The organism is Yoonia maricola (genome assembly GCF_002797915.1).
GTDB lineage: Bacteria > Pseudomonadota > Alphaproteobacteria > Rhodobacterales > Rhodobacteraceae > Yoonia > Yoonia maricola.
This window is the reverse complement of sequence record NZ_PGTY01000001.1, coordinates 1,080,682-1,102,336: the sequence shown is the minus strand read 5'-3', so window position 1 is coordinate 1,102,336 and position 21,655 is coordinate 1,080,682. Positions and strand designations below refer to the sequence as shown.

Genomic DNA, 21,655 nt, shown 5'->3' with positions numbered 1-21,655 from the left:
GTCGGGCAGGCTTTGACCGCTAGCTTTAAAGCCCATGACAGACAGACCTGATATTGCTCATTGTACTGATGCCGCCACCTTTAGAAAGTGGTATTACCTCAAAGACGAGCTTGTGACCTACGCGCGTAGCAAGGGGATCAAAACAGCAGGTGGCAAATTCGAGATCGCCGACCGGATTGCCTATTTCCTTGACCACGGCGAACCGCCCGTTGAAGCGAAAAAGACGAAACGGGTGCAATCAAAGTTTGACTGGCACTCAGAGCCGCTTGGCCCTGAAACGGTGATCACCGACAGCTATAAAAACACCCAGAACATGCGGCGTTTCATGCAAGCCGCTATTCCGGGATTCAAGTTTTCGCTTCCATTCATGGATTGGATGAAGGCCAACGCAGGTCGGAATTTGGCTGACGCGGTCATCGCGGCCCAGAAAATCGAAGCTGACAAGAAGGCGGGAAAAAAGCAGCCAAATCAACCACACAACCAATACAATGCGTATACACGCGCTTACTTTACACACGCGCCTAACGGAACGCACAAAGAGCTACGCAGGCTCTGGGCCTTGCGTCGCCAGAAACCGGGGCCCTACGTCTTTGCGCCCGCCGATCTGGATCTGCTCAAAGAGAAATGACTGGACAGGGCGCGCCCGTGCATCCTATTATTGAACAAGCGTTCAATTAATTCCGGAGCCACCGATGTTTCACGCCTCTATGACCTTCGATCTGGGTGAAGATGTGAACGCCCTGCGCGACATGGTGCACGACTGGGCGCAAACGCGGGTGAAACCGATAGCGGCAGAGATTGATCAATCGAATGCGTTTCCACCCGCGCTTTGGCCTGAAATGGGTGAGCTGGGGCTCTTGGGTGTCACCGTCGATGAAGAATATGGCGGGGCGGGCATGTCCTATCTCGCGCATACTGTCGCGATTGAGGAAATCGCGCGGGCGAGTGCCTCGGTCAGCCTGTCCTATGGTGCCCATTCCAACCTGTGCGTCAATCAGATCAAGCTGAACGGGACGGCGGAGCAGAAAGCGAAATACCTGCCGCGCCTGATTTCGGGTGAACACGTCGGTGCCTTGGCGATGTCGGAGGCGGGGGCGGGGTCCGACGTAGTGTCCATGTCCTTGCGGGCTGAAAAGCGCAATGACCACTACCGCCTGAACGGCAACAAATACTGGATCACCAACGGGCCGGACGCCGACACGCTGGTGGTCTACGCCAAGACGGACCCCGACGCAGGCTCCAAAGGGATCACGGCCTTCCTCATCGAAAAGGAAATGACCGGATTTTCGACCTCGCCTCATTTCGACAAGCTGGGCATGCGCGGCTCCAATACGGCCGAACTCATCTTTGATGACGTGCAGGTCCCTTTTGAGAACGTCTTGGGCGAAGAAGGCAAAGGCGTCCGCGTCCTGATGTCCGGTCTCGACTATGAACGGGTCGTACTGGCCGGTATCGGCCTGGGTATCATGGCCGCCTGCCTGGACGAGGTGATGCCCTATGTCAGCAGCCGCAAACAGTTCGGCGAACCCATCGGGAACTTCCAACTGATGCAGGGTAAGCTGGCGGATATGTACACGGCAATGAACTCTGCCCGCGCCTATGTGTATGAGGTCGCGCGGGCCTGCGATCGGGGCACGGTCACGCGGCAAGATGCGGCGGCCTGCTGTCTTTATGCCAGCGAAGAGGCGATGAAACAGGCGCACCAAGCGGTGCAGGCGATGGGTGGTGCCGGGTTCCTGAACGACGCGCCAGTCGCGCGCATCTTCCGCGATGCCAAGCTGATGGAAATCGGCGCAGGGACGTCGGAGATCAGACGGATGCTGGTCGGACGCGAGATGATGGGGGCGATGGGGTGAGGTGGATTGTGCTTTCTTGCTTGCTGGTGTGCCCACCCGTTACTGCTGACGTGCTTGGAAGCGGTCCCCCGCTAACACACCGCAGTTATTCAGTGGATGCCGCTCTGTTGTCAGATTGTGTATCGACAGCAGCCATTGAACGAGATGCTGACTTTGTTATGGAGGCCGAAAGTGCATGTGTTGGGCAAGGCTTTACACAATGCTCTGAGATGCGGAACGACCGTGTGACTATGATCACTTGCCTGTCCTTAGAGCGGCAATACTGGGAGTGGCGCCTAGACCGTATGGTCGAAGGATTGTCCGGTGCTTACTCGCCTCCCGAATTCGTGCAGGGCGTCCAAATGACTGCACCGGAATTGCAAGCAACTGTCATAGTATGGCGGGCTTATGCAGAAACAAAGTGCAGCTATCTTACAAGCCAGTATGGAGTTGGTCGGTCGCGTGGGAGAGAAGGAGATATAGTAGAGTATGCCTGCTTGAATGGAGAAACCGCCCGGTTTTCACTCGAGATAGAAAATCGTCTGAAGGAGCACTGCAGATCGGGACGGCGTCCTGTTTACGGTGAGATTTGCGAGGATTTATCGTGACCCGTGCGTACCTCTTCCTCCCCCTCGCAGCCCTCATCGCCTTTGCAGCCTACCTTGGCCTGCAATGGGGCAAAGTGCCGTCAGAGACCGATATCATCAACCGCTATGCGGCGGCCTATATGGAAACCGCGCCCAGCGGGGCAGCCCCAACCGATTGCGCCGCCACCTCGCATCCTGATCCGGCGGTGCGCATGGTGATCAATTGCACCCATCCTTTCGGGGTCATCACGACCTACTATGTCGGACCACGCGGCGAGGCATTGCCAGAACCAGCGGGGCCGGGGGCATGAAGATTTGGATGGCGATACTGACCTGTGGCGCGCTGGGCGCGGTTCCTGCGCAGGCGCAGGACCTTGTATTTTCGGACATTCACACCGAAGCCTGTCTGCAAGAGGCCTTGGGCGCGGGTGAGCGTCACGCTTGTATCGGGGCATCGGCCAATCAATGTATGACCAATACACCGGGTGGCGAAAGCACCGTTGGTATGGGCGGCTGTCTGGAGCGCGAACGCAGCTATTGGGATGGCCGTTTGAACGATGTCTATCAGCAATTGTTGGCGCAACAGGGCGATGACGCGGCCGTCACGAACAACCTGCGCGCCATGCAGCGCGCCTGGATCACCTACCGCGATGCCCGTTGTGACTATGAATACGTGCAATGGGAGGGTGGCACGGGCGGTGGCCCTGCGCTGCTGGCCTGTCTGATGCAAACAACGGGCGAACAGGTCCTTGTTTTGGAACAATACCTCAGATGAGCGACCGTGATCTGCACCTGCAAGCACTCGAAGATGTGCGTTTGGCGGCCGAGGCCGCAGCGCTTGGCGGCGGTGAGAAATCCCGTGCGCGCCATCTGAGCCGGGGTAAGATGTTGCCGCGTGATCGCGTTGCGGGATTGCTGGACCCCGGCAGCCCGTTTCTGGAGGTGGGTGCGACCGCGGCACATGGTCTGTATGACGGGGCCGCCCCTTGCGCAGGTGTGATCGCAGGGGTTGGCCGGGTGAACGGCCATGAGGTTATGGTCGTCTGCAATGATGCCACCGTCAAAGGCGGTACCTACTATCCGATGACCGTCAAGAAACACCTGCGCGCCCAAGAAATTGCAGAAGCCTGCCATCTGCCCTGCGTCTATCTGGTCGACAGCGGCGGGGCGAACCTGCCCAATCAGGATGAGGTCTTTCCGGACCGCGACCACTTTGGCCGCATCTTCTATAATCAGGCGCAGATGTCGGCCAAGGGTATCCCGCAGATCGCTGTGGTCATGGGGTCTTGCACGGCTGGCGGGGCCTATGTGCCCGCAATGGCCGATGTGTCGATCATCGTGCGTGACCAAGGCACGATCTTTCTGGCGGGGCCGCCTTTGGTCAAGGCGGCAACGGGCGAGGTGGTATCAGCCGAGGACCTTGGCGGCGGGGATGTGCACACAAGGTTGTCTGGCGTAGCCGATTACCTAGCCGAGGATGACGCGCATGCTTTGGCGCTGGCGCGGCAGGCGGTGGCATCGTGTAACATCGATAAATCACTGCAAGGCAATCGGTTGCCGCCTGAACCTCCAGCTTTAGACCCCGATACGCTCTTCGATGTGGTTCCTGCCGATCTGCGCACCCCCTACGATATCTGCGAGGTGATCAAGCGGATCGTGGATGGCTCGCGCTTTGACGAATTCAAAGCACGCTTTGGCGAAACCCTGGTCTGCGGCTTTGCCCATATCGATGGCTGGCCCTGCGGGATTGTCGCCAACAACGGGGTGCTGTTTTCCGAAAGCGCACAAAAGGGCGCACATTTCGTTGAACTGTGCAGCCAACGCAAAATCCCGCTGGTGTTCCTGCAAAACATCACCGGTTTCATGGTGGGGCAGAAATATGAAAACGAAGGCATCGCGCGGCACGGGGCCAAGATGGTCACGGCGGTGGCGACCACAAAGGTTCCCAAGATCACAATGGTGGTGGGCGGGTCCTTTGGGGCTGGAAATTATGGCATGGCAGGAAGAGCTTATAGCCCGAATTTCATGTGGTCATGGCCAACGTCGCGCATTTCGGTGATGGGTGGGGAACAAGCAGCAGGTGTGCTTGCCACAGTGAAGCGCGACGCGATTGAACGAAGCGGCGAAAGCTGGTCGGCTGAAGAAGAAGCGGCGTTCAAACAGCCCACAATTGATATGTTCACAGAGCAGTCGCATCCGCTCTACGCCAGCGCGCGGCTTTGGGACGACGGCATCATTGACCCACGCAAAAGCCGCGAAGTGCTGGCGCTGTCGCTGGCGGCCTCCATGAATGCGCCCATTGAGGACACACGCTTTGGCGTGTTCCGGATGTAGTTGAGTTTGAAACGATGACCCAACCCCGTTCAATCAAGGACAAACTGCTGGATCAGCTGCCTGCGTTGAAGATGCCAACATTGGGCAAGGTTGCCGATATACCGGTCTATGTTATCCACAACAGCAGCGATCCAGAGGACTATTTCTTCATCTTTGATTTTGAGCAGTTTGTGGAACGGTCCCGTGCAGGGATGTTTGTGCGACCAAAATTGACCGTCTGGGCAGGCCGCGAAGACTTTGGCCGCGCCGCTTTTGCCAGACAGTTTCGTGAAAGCTTTGGGCGCGAATTCGATGCCGCCCGCACGGCCTTGGCCGCGGGCGGTGGCAAAAGAAACGGCTGGTTCAGCTGGGGGCTGGGTAAGGACCTGCTGACTGGCGCGATCAGCGGATTTGTCGCTAATATCGTGCTGCTGGTCGCAACCTCGGCAGGCAAGAAGATCTGGTCGTCGCTGCCTTTGCCCAGTTTTCTGCGCGAAAAGAGCGATGCAGAGAAGTTGGAGGCCAGCATCACAGAAACACAAGGCAAGGTGGATGCGGCATTGGCCGAGATGGAGATCACGCTGCACCGAGAATTGCATGACCACGCACGTAGGCATGGGCCGGTGCCGCGGCGCAATCTCGATTACGATGCCTGGCCTTTACCTTCCTACGTCCGCGATCATCTTTCTGACCGGACCTCAACGTCGTGGTGGTAGTGCATGTTCACTAAAATCCTCATCGCCAACCGCGGCGAAATCGCCTGCCGTGTGATCCAGACAGCGCGGTCGATGGGGGTGCGCACGGTTGCCGTTTATTCCGATGCCGACGCACAAGCGCTGCATGTGGCCCAAGCGGACGAGGCCGTGCGCCTTGGCCCGGCACCTGTCGCCGACAGCTATTTGCGTGGTGATCTGATCATTCAGGCGGCGTGGGATACAGGGGCAGAGGCCATTCATCCGGGTTATGGGTTTCTGTCCGAAAACCCCAATTTTGTTGATGCGGTCACGACGGCGGGGCTAACGTTCATTGGACCCTCGGCCGATGCCATCCGCGCCATGGGGCTGAAAGATGCAGCCAAGGCGCTGATGGTCAAAGCCGGTGTGCCGGTGGTGCCGGGCTATCATGGCGAAAATCAGGACCCTGATTTTCTGAGCCAGCAAGCGGAACAGATTGGCTATCCGGTTTTGATCAAGGCGGTTGCGGGTGGTGGCGGCAAGGGCATGCGTTTGGTCGAGGCCGCATCAGATTTTCTGGAGAATCTGGCCTCTGCACAGGCCGAAGCACAGACGGCCTTTGGTAATCCGGCTGTACTGATCGAGAAATACATCACCGCCCCGCGCCATATTGAGGTACAGGTGTTCGGTGATGGCACTGACGCCGTGCATCTGTTTGAACGCGATTGCTCGCTCCAGCGTCGTCATCAAAAGGTGATTGAAGAGGCGCCTGCGCCGGGAATGACAGATGATGTGCGGCGGGCCATGGGCGATGCGGCTGTCAAAGCAGCCAAGGCCATTGGCTATGCAGGGGCCGGGACGATTGAGTTCATCGTTGATGGGAGCGACGGGCTGCGCGCTGATGGCTTTTGGTTCATGGAGATGAACACGCGTTTGCAAGTCGAACACCCAGTGACCGAGGCGATCACCGGGGTCGATCTGGTCGAATGGCAATTGCGGGTCGCGGCGGGACAGCCTTTACCGCTGTCGCAAGATGCCTTGTCGATCAGGGGTCACGCGTTCGAAGCGCGACTATACGCCGAGGACGTGCCGGCAGGGTTTTTGCCTGCCACGGGCACAATTGATCATCTGATCTTTCCGGCAGAGGCCCGGATTGACAGCGGCGTGACCATGGGGGATGCGATATCACCTTGGTATGATCCGATGATTGCCAAGATCACGGTCCACGCGCCACACCGCGCACGTGCGTTGCAGTCTTTGAGCGCAGCATTGGATGCCACCCAAGTCGCAGGTACCGTAACGAACCTTGATTTTCTGCGTGGCCTGTCGCGCGTGAGCGCATTTGTGGCCGGTGACGTTGATACAGATTTGATTGGGCGACATAGCGACACGCTGACCGCGCAGCCTGTAGCTGATGTCGATGCAATCGCTGTCGCTGCTGCGACGGCGGCAGGCCTGCCTGATGATCCCCTTTCAGGGTTTACGCTTTGGCAGCCGCTCAAACGCCAGATCATATTGCGGTTTGCAAGCGATGAAATTGCCGTGTCGCTTGTGGTCACTGGTCCTGCGTCTTGTCAGGTAAAGGTTGGCGACGCACAAGTAGATTTGCACCGCAAAGCCGGTGGGTGGGGCATGCACGCCGTGCGACATGGTCGCTGTGTAACGGTTTTTGGTGCCCAAAACCTGACCTTTGATATCGTGGACCCATTGGATCGCGTGACTGATGCGACCGGTGGGAATACTGTGTTGGCGCCGATGCCGGGGCTTGTGCGCGATGTGGCGGTGACCGTGGGCCAGCAGGTCGCATCCGGTGATAGGCTGGTGGTGTTGGAGGCGATGAAGATGGAACATGTGTTGCGTGCCCCGCGCGATGGGGTGATTGCAGAGGTGACAGTACAAAGTGGTGATCAGGTCACGGCGGGGGCTTTGATGGCCCGGCTGGAGGATGAGACATGATCCGCCTGCATCACTGTCCCCAAACCCGCTCAATGCGCAGCCTTTGGTTGCTGCATGAACTGGATGTCCCGTTTGAGGTGATCACCTATCCTTTCGACAAAACCCTGCGCGAAGAACCCTATCGCAGCCTCAACCCGGCGGGCCGTGTGCCCACGCTTGAGATTGACGATATTGTCCTGACCGAAAGCGGGGCGATAGCGGAGTATCTTTGCGAGCGTTTCCCGCAAAGGGGCTTGGGTCGAGACCCAAGTCACACGGAACGTCCCTTGTGGCTCAATTGGATCCATTTCGCCGAGACGATATCGCAGCATACGGCGGCACTGACCCAGCAGCATATCGCGCTTTACGATGATGCAATGCGTTCACCCATTGTCATGCAGCTTGAGGCCAAGCGATTGGCCAAGACCCTTGGGTTGATTGAGCAGCGTTTGGTGGGGGACTATCTGCTATCGGATTTTTCTGCCGCGGATATTGGTGTGGGGCAGGCCGTTTACATGGCCCGACATTTTGTTGCACTGGACGGTTTTCCGCGCCTGTCGGACTGGTTTGCGCGGCTTGAGGCGCGCCCAGCCTATCGGCAGGCCCTGCCTGATGGGCCGGGCCTTTATGCGCGTGATTTCTATGCCCCGTGGGAGGTGAAGGCGTGATTGGGCCAGCGTTGTCAGGCGCGCGATGACAGGGTTTGTCCGCATCCATGAGGTTGGTCCGCGCGACGGGTTGCAAAATGAACCCGGTGCGATTTCTGTGACCCGTAAGGTCGCCTTGATTGATCTTCTGTCGCGGTCAGGGTTGTCCGATATTGAGGTCGGGAGTTTTGTCAGCCCCAAATGGGTGCCGCAGATGGCCGATACCGATCAGGTGCTCGCCCGGCTGACACCTGTTGCGGGGGTGCGTTACGCGGTGTTGGTGCCCAATTTGCGCGGTTGGGAGGGGTTTTTGCAGGCGCGCCGCCAGGATATGATGATGGATATCGCTATTTTTATCGCGGCCTCTGAAGGGTTTTCGCAGAATAATCTGAACTGTTCGATCGCTGAATCCGTGGCGCGTCTGCGCCCGGTTGTTGCGGCGGCACAGGAGGCCGGTGTCGCGGTGCGTGGCTATGTCTCTTGCGTTACGGATTGCCCTTTTGATGGGCTGATACCACCCGGGCAGGTGGCCGATACCGTTGCATCATTGCGCGATCTGGCGCCGATGCCGGTGTCATTGGGTGATACCATTGGCAAAGGCACGCCGGAACGGGTTGGCGCGATGCTGGAGGCGGTGATGGGTGTGGTGCCTGCCAGTGAACTGGCCGGGCATTTTCACGATACAGCCGGGCAGGCTTTGGCCAATATTGACGTCTCGCTTGATCTGGGGCTGCGCGCCTTTGACAGTGCTGTGGGTGGTTTGGGGGGCTGTCCTTATGCCCCCGGCGCCCCCGGCAACGTGGCGACCGAGGCAGTTTTGGATCTGCTGGAACGACGCGGCTATCAGACCGGGGTGGACCACGAGGTGATTGCGCAGGCGGCACAAGTGGCAAAGGGGATGCGATGATTGAACGATCTGTGGATGCGCGGGGTGTGGCGACCTTGGCTCTGGCGCGGCCGGATAAGCACAATGCCTTGTCGCAGGGGTTAATTGACGCGCTATACGCTGCCGCGCAAGAGATAGCGGCGGACCGGTCCATTCGGGTCGTCGTGCTGACAGGGCAGGGCCCATCGTTCTGTGCAGGTGGTGATCTGGGCTGGATGCAAGAGCAGATGGCCGGTGATGCCGCCATGCGCCGGGCCGCTGCACAATCCATCGCGGGCATGTTGGGGGCAATCAACACATTGCCACAGCCGGTGATTGGCCGGGTGCAGGGCAATGCCTTTGGCGGTGGGGTTGGTATGGCTTCGGTATGTGATGTAGCGATTGCCGTGGACAGCGCCAAATTCGGCCTGACCGAGACGAAGCTGGGCCTGATCCCGGCAACCATCGGCCCGTACGTGCTTGCGCGCATGGGCGAGGCCCATGCGCGGCGGGTCTTCATGTCGGGGCGGCTGTTCGATGCGGCCGAAGCAGTGGATCTTGGCGTTGTGGCCAAGGCAGTGCCGGAGGCGGCATTAGACGCTGCCATTGAGGCAGAAGTTGCGCCATACCTGCAATGCGCGCCGGATGCCGTGGCCGCAGCCAAGGCCTTTGCCCGCAGTTTGGGCTCGACAATCGACGAATCGGTGGTTGCGCGTTCCATCGACGCTTTGATCGCCCAATGGGAGAGTGGTTCAGCCAAAGAAGGCATTTCCGCCTTTTTTGAGCGTAGGAAACCCGATTGGGACGTCACACGCGTGCCTTAATCGTCAGAATTGTGTCTCACTTCTGACCGATTTCGCAGCGCATTCTGTCTCTGAAAGAGGAGACAGCAATGCCGTTTGTATGGCCCACAAGTGAACAAGTCATTTACCGTGTTACACGCTTGCGTCGTTTGATTGCGCTGGCTGTTTTTGTTCCTGTGGTGGTGATGCTGGGCGTCGCTTTGCTTGATCCTGCGGTTCTCTCGCCAGAGCGGGCAACGCTTGCCTCGGTGGCTGTTGCCTTGTTGGTCGTCGGGCATGTCGTTCTGTTCCCCAATGTGACCTTGGAAACGATCAGCCTGTCTTTGTCCGTGACCGCCTTGGTGGTCGCGATGCCAGTTATCAAGATTGTGGCCGGATGGGCGCCAGCTGAACAGCAATCGGCGGCGCTTGTGATCCTTGTGGCGCTTGCCGTCGGTGCGATGGGTGTCTTGATGGCGCTTCTGCAAATCGCCCTGAACGCCTTGGCCTACAGCGGACCGATGTTGCGCCTGCGGCTGAAAACACGGCTTGATTTACCTTGCTCTGCGACTGTGGCGCGACGCCAATGTGCCTTGCAGCCGAACACCCGCCGCGGTCGTGTTTTGACAGGTGCTGCGGATGAAAACGGGTTCTTTGATGTCGCTGTGGCGTCGCATCATGTGCAAGACCCCGAAAACCCTGACCAGCCTTTGATTGTGAAAGTTGATGCAAAGGTGCTGAACACATCCGAAGATCAGCATGACGTCATGATCGTTTTGCCCAATCAATCTGTCACGGTTACCTCACAAACATTTGCGTCGACACAAGACGGTTGCCGGATTGAAGTGACTGATATGCCGGGTGATTTCACGGCTGGCATGCATGCCATGTTTTGGCTGACAGACCAGCAGGCGGACAACCTGACCGAGATGTCAGACGTTATTCTGGGGCATGACGCGCGGGCCAATGGTTTGGCGCATGGGGTGTCGCTTTTGTCGGTGGCAGGCATGATTTTGTCGCCGCGCCAGCCGGTCGCGAACCGCGCCGACTAATTCCATCGCAAGAGGCGGTCTGTGACACGCCGCTTGGTTGACGCTGCGAGGCAGCGACGGTATGCATCTTGCAGCTAACAGACGGCACGCCGACGCGCGGGCCGAGCCGAAAGGAAAACGCCGTGCAGGACATGCTTTCAGAATATCTGCCGATCATGATCTTTCTGGGTCTTGCGATTGCGCTGGGCCTTATCCTGATCATTGCGGCAGCCATTGTCGCTGTGCGCAATCCTGACCCTGAAAAAGTGTCGGCCTATGAGTGTGGGTTTAACGCATTTGATGATGCGCGGATGAAGTTCGATGTGCGCTTTTACCTCGTCGCCATCCTCTTCATCATCTTCGACCTTGAAGTTGCGTTTCTCTTCCCATGGGCTGTTGCCTTCCAAGATGTCAGCATGGTCGGCTTCTGGTCGATGATGGTGTTTCTGGGGGTATTGACCATCGGTTTCGCCTACGAATGGAAAAAAGGCGCACTTGAGTGGGAGTAGACCTGCGCACATGCGCGCGGGCTGTTCAATCTGCACGGCACTGATTTTCACAAAAGAACCGTGGTTTGTCCCTAACGGCGCAGGTTCAAGCTAACCCAATTTGCGGGTTTTATGTCGTGCCATTTGTCGCACGTTGTCACTGTAAAACACCGGGTCCGTCGTGCCACTTGTCTTGGCGTGGTACATCGCGCGGTCTGCATTCTTTTGTAAGTCTTGCCAGCGTAAATTTGGCGAGCCGACCGCGATGCCAATCGATGGCGTGATGGCATGCGCGTTTTCACCAATCCGGAGCGGGGGAGAGGTTGCATCCTTGATCCGGTTGGCGATCTTTTCGGCCGTTGAGGCAGGGTGATCGTCAACCAGCACGCAGATAAATTCATCCCCACCGACGCGCACGATAATGTCGTCGTTGCGCAACGCGCCATTGACCCGCTCGGCAAATATCTTAAGCGCCATATCCCCTGCGTCGTGTCCTTCGGTATCGTTGAGTTTTTTGAAATTATTCAGATCAAGATAGATTATTGCGACCGTCCCCTTCGCGATGGCATCCTTGATCGCTGGCGACACGATAATGTCTTCCAACCCTGCGCGATTGATAAAACCAGTCAGGCGATCTGTCCGCGCAATCTGGCGTTGTTCCAGCAGTGCGGCAGTCTGCGCTGATGCGTTCCTGCCGACCAGTAAAGTTGTCAGAAACGTCAAAGCAGCAAGGGCCAAGACGATAGGGAGTGTCGTATTCAACAAAGCTTGCCCTGGGCGACGCGCCGTCCAAGCCAACTCTGCGATGGGCGCACCATCAATCCCTCGTAGGTTTAAACTGGCCTGAGGTCCGATCTTGGCCTGTCTGCCAAAAGCGATCTGCGGCTTGGCAGCGTTGAGGTCAACATCGGTCAGCAAAAGCCCGCGTGCAATATGATCTAACCGGTCCTGCGTGAGCCGGGTTCCCGCAATCATTATGGGAAAGTCAGACGCGCTGCGACCGCTGTTATTATCAGGACGCATACGCGTGGCAGAAACGGCGGCAAGATGTTCGCCTTCATAGGCGAAATGTGATGCGACAACGTGGTGCATCATCGGAACATCTGCAATTTTGGCATAAAGGTCAGCGCTGAGCTGCGGATCAATGATTGCCATGTCCGATCCGGTGCCACCGCTTTGATAGGCGTAAAGCGGCGAGCCATTCGTATCAAGGAGATAAATGAAATCAAAGGTGGTGGATGTTGTCGCCCCGGTACCGAAGATTTCATATATTTCGTCTGTTTGTCGTTCCGACATCAACTCGACCGCATAATCCCCATATGCGTAATCTCTGGTGCTGATGACAACCTTGTCTAATTCTGCGCGCAAAGCCGTTTCAAAAAGCGTTTGAGAGGTGGCGCGTTCCTGCATATTTGCTTGCCCCGCCAACCAAATGGCAAGGCCCACGATGACAGCAATCGTCACAATTCCGTTCACGACGGACATCACAAAGATATGTCTGGCGAGGCGTTGGGCCTGCTGCTGTGGCGGCTTACCGCGCAATGCCGTTCCCGTCATGTTATCCGTCCAATGCAAGCTCAACGGTTCGTAGCGGGGAGGGATTAATAAACACTTTACTTCTGGCAAGATCAGAGCGGGCGCCGATGCCGCAGTCTGCGCTTGTTGACTTGACCTTCGGCGGGGCTGGGCGTAGTCCAAAGTAAGGGAATAAAGCCATGGGAGAGCCTGCATGGGCGTGATGACCGGAACCTCTGTTGGGGCCGACAAAGAGCACGGCGCGCAGCTGATCAATTCAGAGCTGCAGGACAAGGGTTTCCTTGTCACCTCAACCGCTGACATCGTGAACTGGGCGCGCACGGGCTCTTTGCACTGGATGACCTTTGGTCTGGCCTGCTGCGCGGTGGAAATGATGCATACCTCTATGCCCCGCTACGATTTGGAGCGGTTCGGGACAGCGCCGCGTGCGTCCCCGCGTCAGTCTGACCTTATGATCGTGGCGGGCACGCTGACCAACAAAATGGCCCCTGCTTTGCGCAAGGTCTACGACCAGATGCCAGAGCCGCGTTACGTGATCTCAATGGGGTCATGTGCCAACGGCGGTGGGTATTACCACTACAGCTATTCCGTGGTCCGCGGCTGTGACCGCATCGTACCCGTGGACGTCTATGTGCCGGGCTGCCCGCCCACGGCAGAGGCGCTGCTGTATGGCATTCTGCAACTACAGCGTAAAATGCGCCGGACCGGGACAATTGTGCGGTGAGCGCAGAGATTAAACTTGGTGATACGGTATCACTCAAGAGCGGTGGACCTACAATGACTGTTCGTGGAGTTTGCGAGGATGGGATGGTTTGTCAGTGGTTTAGTAAGTCTGAAACCCTGAAGAAAGACGTTTTCCCAGACTTCATGTTAATGCCCGCGGATGATGTTGGCGGTTTCACAGTGATTATCGACTCCGATGCAGACAAACTTTGAGGATATTTGATGACTGAAGCCCTGCAAGAACTCGGCACTCATCTGGAACTGAAGCGCACTGATTGCGTTTTGTCGTGGGACGTGGCCCATGATGAGTTGACAGTGACCGTTGCCCCATCTTCAATGGTCAGCTTTGTTGAATTCCTCAAAAACGATGCGACCTGCAAGTTCTCGTCGCTTGTTGATATCACAGCCGTTGACTATCCCAGCCGCGCCAAGCGGTTCGATGTCGTCTATCACTTCCTGAGCATGTATCAGAACCAGCGCATCCGCTTGCGGGTCCAGATACGTGAGGAAGATATGCTGCCCTCAATCATGTCCATTCACCCGTCCGCTAATTGGTTCGAGCGTGAGGTGTTCGATATGTTCGGCATCCTCTTCTCCGGCCACCCGGACCTGCGCCGTATCCTGACGGACTATGGGTTCCGTGGGCACCCGTTGCGCAAGGATTTCCCGACAACGGGCTATACCGAAGTGCGCTATGACGAAGTGCAAAAGCGGGTGGTCTACGAACCCGTCAGCCTTGTGCAGGAATATCGCCAGTTCGACTTTATGTCGCCATGGGAGGGTGCTGAATACATCCTGCCGGGGGATGAAAAGAAAGAAGAGAAAGCGGGCTGATGGCCGATGCGGCACCTCTGCAAGGCGCATGCCTTTGTGGGGCGTGTAGCTTTACAGCCACCCCGGCGACGACATCCGCCAATGTCTGCCACTGTGGCATGTGCCGTCGCTGGACCGGGGGCATGTATATGGCCGTGTACTGCGGGAATAGCGTGACTTTCGCCAATACAGACCGGCTTGGGTCCTACAAGGGGTCCGAATGGGGGGAGCGCTTGTTTTGCAAGGATTGCGGCACCTCTTTGATCTGGCAGATGCAAGATGGCAGCGGTTCAAGCGTATCCATCCATGCCTTTGATGATCCGGCGCAATTCACACTGACCGACCAGTGGTTTATCGACAAAAAGCCCGACACATATGGGCTGACCAATGACACGCGCAGCCTGACCGAGGCCGAGACATTGGCGCTTTTTACACCACAGGATGAAGGCTGATGGCGGCGTTGAATGGCAAATGCATGTGCGGCGCTTGTGCTTTCACCGCGACACCCACGCCGGGTGGTCTGGGGGCAGGGGCGTGCCATTGTGGCATGTGCCGCAGGTGGTCGGGTGGCATGTATCTGTCTGTCGACTGCGGGTCGTCAGTTGTGTTTGAAGACGGCGCACCAGTGGGGTCCTATAAAGGCTCTGAATGGGGTGAGCGGTTGTTCTGCACAAACTGCGGGTCGTCGCTGCTGTGGCAAACCCAGGATGGACAGAACCAGCATGTTTCGATCCAAGCTTTTGAAGACCCCAGCCAGTTCGAGATCGGCATGCAGGTTTTCATCGACAAGAAGCCGGATAACTACGCGCTGGCCGGTGAGACGAAGACGATGACCGAGGCCGAGGTCTTTGCGATGTATGCGCCGGAAGGTCAGGACTGATGACCGCGCCGACCCTTCTTTACTGCATCGGTGCCACGAAAGCAGGCACCACTTGGCTTTATCGCTATCTGCATGACCATCCGGAATGCGCCATGCCAGCGGTGAAGGAAGCCCATTATTGGGATACTTTCGATACCGACAGGCGCGAGAAGCAGCTGATCGCTTATCGCGCCCGTATCCGCGAAATGCGTGCGGCCAAAGCAGAGGCTATTGCCGCCAATCGTGGCTGGCAGGTCGACAATATGGATCGTCGCATCAACGAGATGAAAGGGCTGATCGCCGCCCTTGAGGCCGACCGGACCGGTGACAGCGCCTATGCTGCTTGGCTGACGGAAGGGCGGAGCGGAGCGAAGTTGGTTGCTGACATCACCCCCAACTATGCAACGCTTTCGGATGAAGATCTGGCGCGCATGCGCGACCTTTCACCCAATACCAAGTTCCTCTACCTCATCCGTGACCCGCTTGATCGGCTTTGGTCGCATATTCGTATGCAAGCACGCCGCCAACGACAGGCGCATGAGCAGTATGAGAAGAAAGCGAACAACATCCTTTACCGCATGCTCAATCGCGGCCATGAGACACATATACTTGAGCGGGGGGATTACCCTAAGATCATTCGTAAATTGCGGCGGGTGATCCCCGAAGGACGTTTGCTGATCCAGTTTGCCGAAGATATGTTCACGCCTGAAGGGTTGGCGCGGATTTGTACGTTCTTGGGTATCGCCCCGGCGAAACCCGCGGTAGAACGGACCGCAAACAAAGGTCCGGAGGTCGTGATGCTGGACAAACTGCGCCCAAGGGCGCTGGGACTATTGAACGAACACTATGAATGGGTGGCCCGCAATGTCGGCCCCCTGCCACAGCGGTGGCAAGATAATTTAGCAAGGGGTTAGGCCATGATGGACGGCGATATCCGTGTAAACACATATGATGATGGATCATCTGATGCGGCGACTGATGAGCAGCAGATCAGAAATTTCAACATCAACTTCGGCCCGCAACACCCCGCAGCACATGGTGTTTTGCGTCTGGTGCTGGAGCTTGATGGCGAAATTGTAGAACGCTGCGATCCGCACATTGGCCTGCTGCACCGCGGCACGGAAAAGTTGATGGAAAGCCGGACGTATTTACAGAACCTGCCGTATCTGGATCGGTTGGACTACGTGGCGCCGATGAACCAGGAACACGCTTGGTGTCTGGCCATTGAGCGTCTCACAGGCACCGAAGTGCCACGTCGCGCCTCTCTGATCCGGGTGCTCTACTCCGAGATCGGGCGCATTCTTTCCCACCTTCTTAACGTCACCACACAGGCGATGGACGTCGGTGCATTGACGCCGCCGCTCTGGGGCTTTGAAGAGCGTGAAAAGCTCATGATCTTTTACGAGCGTGCCTGCGGTGCACGCCTGCACGCGGCCTATTTCCGCCCCGGTGGTGTGCATCAGGACCTCCCGGACGAGCTGGTCGAGGATATTGATGCATGGGCGGTGGAATTCCCCAAGGTGCTGGATGATATCGACGGTTTGCTGACCGAAAACCGCATCTTCAAACAGCGCAATGCCGATATCGGTATCGTGACCGAGGAAGACATTCAGGATTGGGGCTTTTCTGGTGTCATGGTCCGTGGTTCTGGCCTTGCGTGGGATTTGCGCCGCGCGCAACCCTACGAATGCTACGACGAATTTGAATTCCAAGTGCCTGTCGGCAAAAACGGCGACTGCTACGACCGCTACCTCTGCCGTATGGAAGAAATGCGCCAGTCTACGCACATCATCCGCCAGGCCTGCGAAAAGCTACGCCATGAGAAAGGCGACGTGATGGCGCGGGGCAAGATGACCCCGCCAACACGGGGTGAGATGAAAACCTCAATGGAAGCGCTGATCCATCACTTCAAGCTTTATACCGAAGGGTTCCACGTACCCGCGGGCGAGGTTTACGCCGCCGTCGAAGCACCCAAAGGCGAATTCGGCGTCTATCTGGTGGCTGACGGCACAAACCAGCCATATCGGGCCAAGCTGCGTGCGCCGGGCTATCTTCACCTGCAGGCGATGGACTATGTCTGTAAGGGTCACCAGTTGGCAGATGTAAGCGCGATTATCGGAACGATGGACGTCGTGTTCGGCGAAATCGACAGATGACAATGGGCGATCTGATCCTTGGGCTGCTTGTCGCCTTGGGGTTTTTCGTCTCTGCGGCGGTGTCGCGCATCTTTCGAGGCCGGATGGCGGGCATTTTTATCGGTGGTGTGACAGGATTGGCCGTCTCTGTGTTTATACTCGTCTACGGCCTGACAGATGTGTTCAGCATCGCAGCACCTGCGGCTGAGAATTAAAAAAGGAAGCCTGATATGATCCGCTCCATGACCCTTGTTGCCTGCCTGACGCTCTCGGCCTGTGCTGTGCCTGTTGCTGTGCAAGTGCCGACGCCCACGCCGACACCCATGCCCGCACCGATTGAAGCACCGCAGTCCGCCAAAGAACGCTTTGTCACCAGTGTGGCATCCAATGGCTGTGCGTTCACGAGTGGCAACAGTGATCTGATCATGGCCGATGCCGTGCTGTCACGCGAAGATCTGGCGCGTGTCATGACAGAGTTGAGCGCCGAAGGGCGTGGCGTGATTGATGGCGATGCGTTTCGTGTAACCTCGGGCGCCTGCGCTTGAGCGACAAATCCCTTGCCCGGCGTGGCCGGTGTGTTAGGGGATACTGAGACTATAAAGATGACCGGAAAGACCTGATGCTACGCCGCCTTTACCACGACCAGCCCGAAACATTCGCCTTTACGCCCGACAACCAGAAATGGGCCGAGGCGCAGATGAAGAAGTTTCCCGAAGGCCGCCAGGCCTCGGCGATCATCCCGATCCTTTGGCGGGCGCAAGAGCAGGAAGGCTGGTTATCACGTCCTGCAATTGAACATGTCGCAGCGATGCTTGATTTGGCCTATATTCGCGCGTTGGAAGTGGCCTCGTTCTACTTCATGTTCCAGCTGCAACCTGTGGGGTCGGTTGCGCATATTCAGGTCTGCGGTACGCTATCTTGCATGATCTGCGGGGCGGAGGATCTGATCGGCATCTGCAAGGATAAGATTGCGGACAAACCCCATGCCCTGTCGGCTGACGGCAAGTTTTCATGGGAAGAGGTCGAGTGCCTTGGATCTTGTGCGAACGCGCCAATGGTCCAGATTGGCAAGGACTATTATGAAGACCTGACAACCGAGCGTTTGGCTGAAATCATTGATGAACTTGCTGCGGGTCGCGTACCGGCACCGGGCCCGCAAAACGGGCGTTATGCGGCAGAGCCGCTCAAAGGGCTGACCAGCCTGAAAGACTATGAAAGCGGCAAGGCGCAGTATAACGCCAGCGCCCAGCTTGCCACAGATATCGGCGATACGGTTAAGCGGATCGACGGGACTGAAGTGCCTTTGCTGACCCCTTGGGTAAAAGACACCAAGGCAGCACCTTCGCCAAAGGCAAAGGCCACGACGCCGAAACCGAAAGCCGCCAAACCAAAACCTGTGAAACCGGCACCAAAGCCCGCGGCCTCTGGCGCGGAAAAGCAGCCCGAAGTCCTCAGCGCACCACGCGCTAGCGGGGCTGATGATCTGAAAAAGATCAGCGGTGTCGGGCCAAAGCTGGAAGGCGTGCTGAACGATCTTGGCTTTTACCATTTTGACCAGATTGCGAAATGGACCGCAGATGAAATCGCTTGGGTCGATAGCCGTTTGAAGTTCAAAGGGCGCATTGAGCGTGATGATTGGATGGCCCAAGCGGCAAAGCTGGCCAAGGCCAAGTAAGCGCCTTGTTTTTAGGCGATCACGCGCGCAAGCCGTCAAGACCGCCAAAGGGCAATAGCAGTAATTCTTTACCCTATGCCTGTCTATCGGGTAGAGGTAACAGGTATCGGGCGCTTTTGCCGCAAGGCAGAGCCCCGAAACTTATCTGCAAGGCTGCTCTTGCGGTCACCTGAGGGAGAAGACGGAAGATGAAAGATACAGCACCAATCAGCCAAGGGATCATCGCGGTTGCCGCATTATTTGGCGTTATCGCAGCGGGCGTTGCCTATGTGCTTTATGAATATGGGCTTTTTGGATCGGCCTTTATTGGCGGTATCGTCGCGATCATCGCGGCCATCGTTCTTGCCTTGGGGTGGCGTAACCCTGCACCGGGCCCGAACACCATGTCGGCCCCTGTTGCGGAAAAACCTGCTGTGGCTCCCGCGCCTGCGGCTGCTGCACCCGCACCTGCGCCAGAACCAACTCCCGCACCGGCGCCGGAACCAACTCCCGCACCGGCCCCCGCACCTGTAGCAGAAGCACCTGCCGCATCTGACGATGGCACCCCTGAGTTCTTGAGCGCGGCACGCGAGGGTGGTCCTGATGATCTCAAGCAAATCAAAGGTGTAGGCCCGAAACTGGAAAAAACCTTGCACGGCATGGGCATTTACCACTTCGACCAAATCTCGACATGGGGCCCGAAAGAGCAAGCCTGGATTGACGACAACTTGGAAGGCTTCAAAGGCCGCGCGACCCGCGACAATTGGGTTGAGCAAGCCAAAGTGCTGGCTGCCGGTGGCACGACCGAGTTTTCCAAAAAGGTCGACAAGGGCGACGTATACTAAAGCGTAGCCAAGGCCATGACCCAGCAAGGACATACTGATCAGGGCAAAGCTGGACAACGCGTCGCGTTGATTATGGCTGGAACCGGTGTTTTCTGGGTGGTGGTCATCCTCGTTGGTGACGAATATGGCTGGTCAACCCGCACACGCGCGCTTTTTGATCTTGCAGCGCTCGCCGGTTTCGGGTTTGCCCTGTGGCAGACATTTAGGCTTTGGCGTGCGCGCCAGAATGAAAAGGGCGATGAGTAATGCTCAAGGATGAGAACCGGATTTTCACAAACCTTTACGGGATGCATGACCGCACGCTGAAAGGCGCGCAGGCGCGGGGCCACTGGGATGGCACGGCGGCCATTATCAAAAAGGGCCGTGAGTGGATCATTGATGAAATGAAAGCTTCTGGCCTGCGCGGCCGGGGCGGGGCGGGCTTTCCGACGGGGCTCAAGTGGTCTTTTATGCCGAAGGAAAGCGATGGGCGTCCGGCCTATCTGGTCGTCAACGCTGACGAATCCGAGCCCGGCACATGCAAAGACCGCGAGATTATGCGCCACGATCCGCATACGCTGATCGAAGGTTGCTTGATTGCGTCTTTCGCGATGAACGCAAACGCGTGCTACATCTACATCCGTGGCGAATACATCCGCGAGAAAGAGGCGCTGCAAGCCGCGATTGATGAATGCTACGAAGCGGGTCTTGTTGGACCGAACGCCGCGAAATCTGGTTGGCCGTTTGATATTTATCTGACCCACGGGGCAGGGGCCTATATCTGCGGCGAAGAAACCGCACTGCTCGAAAGCCTTGAAGGCAAAAAGGGCATGCCGCGGATGAAGCCACCGTTCCCGGCGGGTGCGGGTCTTTATGGTTGCCCGACCACCGTGAACAACGTGGAATCAATTGCGGTGGTCCCAACGATCCTGCGCCGTGGCGGCGACTGGTTTGCTGGCATGGGCCGTCCGAACAACGCGGGCACCAAGTTGTTTGCGATTTCCGGCCATGTGAACAACCCTTGTGTGGTGGAAGAGGAAATGTCGATTTCCTTCGAAGAACTGATCGAAAAGCACTGCGGCGGTATTCGCGGCGGCTGGGATAACCTCAAAGCGGTGATCCCCGGTGGGTCTTCGGTGCCTTGTGTGCGCGGCGAAAACATGCGCGACGCGGTGATGGATTTTGATGCGCTGAAGGAAAAGGGATCATCCCTTGGCACTGCGGCGGTCATCGTGATGGATAACTCCACCGATATGATCAAGGCGATCTGGCGCTTGTCGAAATTCTACAAACACGAAAGCTGCGGGCAATGCACTCCGTGCCGCGAAGGCACCGGCTGGATGATGCGCGTCATGGCGCGTCTGGTCGAAGGCAACGCCTCAGTGGAAGAAATCGATATGCTGCTCGACGTGACAAAGCAGGTCGAAGGGCATACCATTTGTGCACTTGGTGATGCGGCCGCATGGCCGATCCAAGGGCTGATCAAGAACTTCCGGGACGAGATTGAGGACCGGATCAAAGACAAACGCATGGCAGGGATGGCAGCAGAATGATGACACGTGGATTGATGTTTGGTGCGGCTTTGACACTGGCCGCTTGTGCAACTGGCGGGCGGAACTTGGACGATCCAGCCGTTCAGAAACTATTCAACATGTCGACGCCGATGTATTATGCAAACCTGACAATTGCGAACCAGATCGCGCAGAACTGTGCCCGTTACAGCTATGACACCGGGCTTGATGCGGCACTGAATGATGCGCGCAACGAGGTCGGTCGCGGCTCGCTCGCCTCTAATAGTCAACGTGCGGGGATTGAACTGGAAACAGATGTCAGCCAGCGCAGCTTTGAAGCAAAGCATGGGGTAGAGCTATCATCGAGCGATTTGTGCCCGGCAGGGGACGCCGAAGTGCTTGAAGGCTCGGGGCTCAGCGCGCTTTTGATCCCGTCGTAAGCG

28 protein-coding genes are annotated in these 21,655 nt (G+C 57.4%); 27 read left to right on the top strand and 1 reads right to left on the bottom strand.

Annotation, left to right across the window (positions count from 1 at the left end):
- Positions 1-34 precede the first annotated feature (34 nt).
- From BC777_RS05595 to BC777_RS05540, 13 genes are all read left to right on the top strand, one after another.
- The gene (locus BC777_RS05595; protein ID WP_133122516.1) at positions 35-628 is read left to right on the top strand and encodes a DUF6434 domain-containing protein; all 594 of its coding nucleotides are present in this window, start codon (positions 35-37) and stop codon (positions 626-628) included.
- Positions 629-692: 64 nt separating this feature from the next.
- Positions 693-1,856, top strand: coding sequence for an isovaleryl-CoA dehydrogenase (locus tag BC777_RS05590; protein WP_100367126.1), 1,164 nt, complete (start codon positions 693-695; stop codon positions 1,854-1,856).
- Between the two features lie 158 nt (positions 1,857-2,014).
- Positions 2,015-2,443, top strand: a complete 429-nt coding sequence (locus tag BC777_RS19685) for a lysozyme inhibitor LprI family protein (RefSeq protein ID WP_375342420.1) — start codon at positions 2,015-2,017, stop codon at positions 2,441-2,443.
- Positions 2,440-2,733: a hypothetical protein gene (locus BC777_RS05585; protein WP_100367125.1), complete on the top strand. Its 294-nt coding sequence runs from the start codon at positions 2,440-2,442 to the stop codon at positions 2,731-2,733. Before BC777_RS19685 ends, BC777_RS05585 begins: the two co-directional genes overlap by 4 nt.
- Positions 2,730-3,197 (top strand): lysozyme inhibitor LprI family protein, encoded by a 468-nt coding sequence (locus BC777_RS05580; protein ID WP_100367124.1) that lies wholly within the window; start codon positions 2,730-2,732, stop codon positions 3,195-3,197. The genes BC777_RS05585 and BC777_RS05580 overlap by 4 nt, the downstream gene beginning before the upstream one ends.
- Positions 3,194-4,756, top strand: coding sequence for a carboxyl transferase domain-containing protein (locus tag BC777_RS05575; RefSeq protein ID WP_100367123.1), 1,563 nt, complete (start codon positions 3,194-3,196; stop codon positions 4,754-4,756). The genes BC777_RS05580 and BC777_RS05575 overlap by 4 nt, the downstream gene beginning before the upstream one ends.
- 14 nt (positions 4,757-4,770) lie before the next feature.
- Positions 4,771-5,451, top strand: coding sequence for a hypothetical protein (locus tag BC777_RS05570; RefSeq protein ID WP_100367122.1), 681 nt, complete (start codon positions 4,771-4,773; stop codon positions 5,449-5,451).
- Positions 5,452-5,454: 3 nt separating this feature from the next.
- Positions 5,455-7,365, top strand: coding sequence for an acetyl/propionyl/methylcrotonyl-CoA carboxylase subunit alpha (locus BC777_RS05565; RefSeq protein ID WP_100367121.1), 1,911 nt, complete (start codon positions 5,455-5,457; stop codon positions 7,363-7,365).
- On the top strand, positions 7,362-8,012 hold the full coding sequence (locus tag BC777_RS05560) for a glutathione S-transferase family protein (protein ID WP_100367120.1): 651 nt from the start codon (positions 7,362-7,364) through the stop codon (positions 8,010-8,012). The genes BC777_RS05565 and BC777_RS05560 overlap by 4 nt, the downstream gene beginning before the upstream one ends.
- 25 nt (positions 8,013-8,037) lie before the next feature.
- Positions 8,038-8,898 carry a hydroxymethylglutaryl-CoA lyase gene (locus BC777_RS05555; RefSeq protein ID WP_100367119.1) on the top strand — a complete coding sequence of 287 codons (861 nt, stop codon included), beginning with the start codon at positions 8,038-8,040 and terminating at the stop codon, positions 8,896-8,898.
- Positions 8,895-9,680: a crotonase/enoyl-CoA hydratase family protein gene (locus BC777_RS05550; protein WP_100367118.1), complete on the top strand. Its 786-nt coding sequence runs from the start codon at positions 8,895-8,897 to the stop codon at positions 9,678-9,680. Before BC777_RS05555 ends, BC777_RS05550 begins: the two co-directional genes overlap by 4 nt.
- A gap of 68 nt (positions 9,681-9,748) precedes the next feature.
- Positions 9,749-10,690 (top strand): hypothetical protein, encoded by a 942-nt coding sequence (locus BC777_RS05545; RefSeq protein WP_100367117.1) that lies wholly within the window; start codon positions 9,749-9,751, stop codon positions 10,688-10,690.
- A 122-nt stretch (positions 10,691-10,812) separates the two neighbouring features.
- The gene (locus BC777_RS05540) at positions 10,813-11,178 is read left to right on the top strand and encodes an NADH-quinone oxidoreductase subunit A (RefSeq protein ID WP_100367116.1); all 366 of its coding nucleotides are present in this window, start codon (positions 10,813-10,815) and stop codon (positions 11,176-11,178) included.
- Between the two features lie 90 nt (positions 11,179-11,268).
- Here the strand turns inward: BC777_RS05540 and BC777_RS05535 are convergent, their stop codons facing one another.
- Positions 11,269-12,714 carry a diguanylate cyclase gene (locus BC777_RS05535; protein WP_168769082.1) on the bottom strand — a complete coding sequence of 482 codons (1,446 nt, stop codon included), beginning with the start codon at positions 12,712-12,714 and terminating at the stop codon, positions 11,269-11,271.
- A gap of 172 nt (positions 12,715-12,886) precedes the next feature.
- Here BC777_RS05535 and BC777_RS05530 point away from each other — a divergent pair, with 172 nt between their 5' ends.
- From BC777_RS05530 to BC777_RS05465, 14 genes are all read left to right on the top strand, one after another.
- The gene (locus BC777_RS05530) at positions 12,887-13,417 is read left to right on the top strand and encodes a NuoB/complex I 20 kDa subunit family protein (protein WP_008235406.1); all 531 of its coding nucleotides are present in this window, start codon (positions 12,887-12,889) and stop codon (positions 13,415-13,417) included.
- Positions 13,414-13,629: a YodC family protein gene (locus tag BC777_RS19680; RefSeq protein ID WP_100367114.1), complete on the top strand. Its 216-nt coding sequence runs from the start codon at positions 13,414-13,416 to the stop codon at positions 13,627-13,629. Before BC777_RS05530 ends, BC777_RS19680 begins: the two co-directional genes overlap by 4 nt.
- A 9-nt stretch (positions 13,630-13,638) precedes the next feature.
- The gene (locus tag BC777_RS05520) at positions 13,639-14,250 is read left to right on the top strand and encodes an NADH-quinone oxidoreductase subunit C (RefSeq protein ID WP_100367113.1); all 612 of its coding nucleotides are present in this window, start codon (positions 13,639-13,641) and stop codon (positions 14,248-14,250) included.
- A complete protein-coding gene (locus BC777_RS05515; RefSeq protein WP_100367112.1) occupies positions 14,250-14,681 on the top strand; it encodes a GFA family protein in 432 nt (143 codons plus the stop codon). The genes BC777_RS05520 and BC777_RS05515 overlap by 1 nt, the downstream gene beginning before the upstream one ends.
- Positions 14,681-15,109, top strand: coding sequence for a GFA family protein (locus BC777_RS05510; protein ID WP_100367111.1), 429 nt, complete (start codon positions 14,681-14,683; stop codon positions 15,107-15,109). Before BC777_RS05515 ends, BC777_RS05510 begins: the two co-directional genes overlap by 1 nt.
- Entirely contained in the window at positions 15,109-16,002 is an 894-nt protein-coding gene (locus tag BC777_RS05505) for a sulfotransferase (protein ID WP_100367110.1), read from the top strand. The genes BC777_RS05510 and BC777_RS05505 overlap by 1 nt, the downstream gene beginning before the upstream one ends.
- A gap of 3 nt (positions 16,003-16,005) precedes the next feature.
- The gene (locus BC777_RS05500; protein ID WP_100367109.1) at positions 16,006-17,244 is read left to right on the top strand and encodes an NADH-quinone oxidoreductase subunit D; all 1,239 of its coding nucleotides are present in this window, start codon (positions 16,006-16,008) and stop codon (positions 17,242-17,244) included.
- Between the two features lie 2 nt (positions 17,245-17,246).
- Positions 17,247-17,438, top strand: a complete 192-nt coding sequence (locus BC777_RS05495; RefSeq protein ID WP_245834171.1) for a hypothetical protein — start codon at positions 17,247-17,249, stop codon at positions 17,436-17,438.
- A gap of 15 nt (positions 17,439-17,453) precedes the next feature.
- Positions 17,454-17,768 (top strand): hypothetical protein, encoded by a 315-nt coding sequence (locus BC777_RS05490; RefSeq protein ID WP_100367107.1) that lies wholly within the window; start codon positions 17,454-17,456, stop codon positions 17,766-17,768.
- A gap of 74 nt (positions 17,769-17,842) precedes the next feature.
- Complete coding sequence (gene nuoE / locus BC777_RS05485) at positions 17,843-18,898, top strand: NADH-quinone oxidoreductase subunit NuoE (protein ID WP_100367106.1); 1,056 nt, start codon at positions 17,843-17,845, stop codon at positions 18,896-18,898.
- 188 nt (positions 18,899-19,086) lie between these two features.
- The gene (locus BC777_RS05480) at positions 19,087-19,722 is read left to right on the top strand and encodes a helix-hairpin-helix domain-containing protein (protein WP_100367105.1); all 636 of its coding nucleotides are present in this window, start codon (positions 19,087-19,089) and stop codon (positions 19,720-19,722) included.
- 15 nt (positions 19,723-19,737) lie between these two features.
- Entirely contained in the window at positions 19,738-19,968 is a 231-nt protein-coding gene (locus BC777_RS05475) for a DUF5337 domain-containing protein (RefSeq protein ID WP_100367104.1), read from the top strand.
- Complete coding sequence (gene nuoF, locus BC777_RS05470; RefSeq protein WP_100367103.1) at positions 19,968-21,254, top strand: NADH-quinone oxidoreductase subunit NuoF; 1,287 nt, start codon at positions 19,968-19,970, stop codon at positions 21,252-21,254. The genes BC777_RS05475 and nuoF overlap by 1 nt, the downstream gene beginning before the upstream one ends.
- The gene (locus BC777_RS05465; RefSeq protein ID WP_100367102.1) at positions 21,251-21,652 is read left to right on the top strand and encodes a hypothetical protein; all 402 of its coding nucleotides are present in this window, start codon (positions 21,251-21,253) and stop codon (positions 21,650-21,652) included. The genes nuoF and BC777_RS05465 overlap by 4 nt, the downstream gene beginning before the upstream one ends.
- Positions 21,653-21,655: the final 3 nt, after the last annotated feature.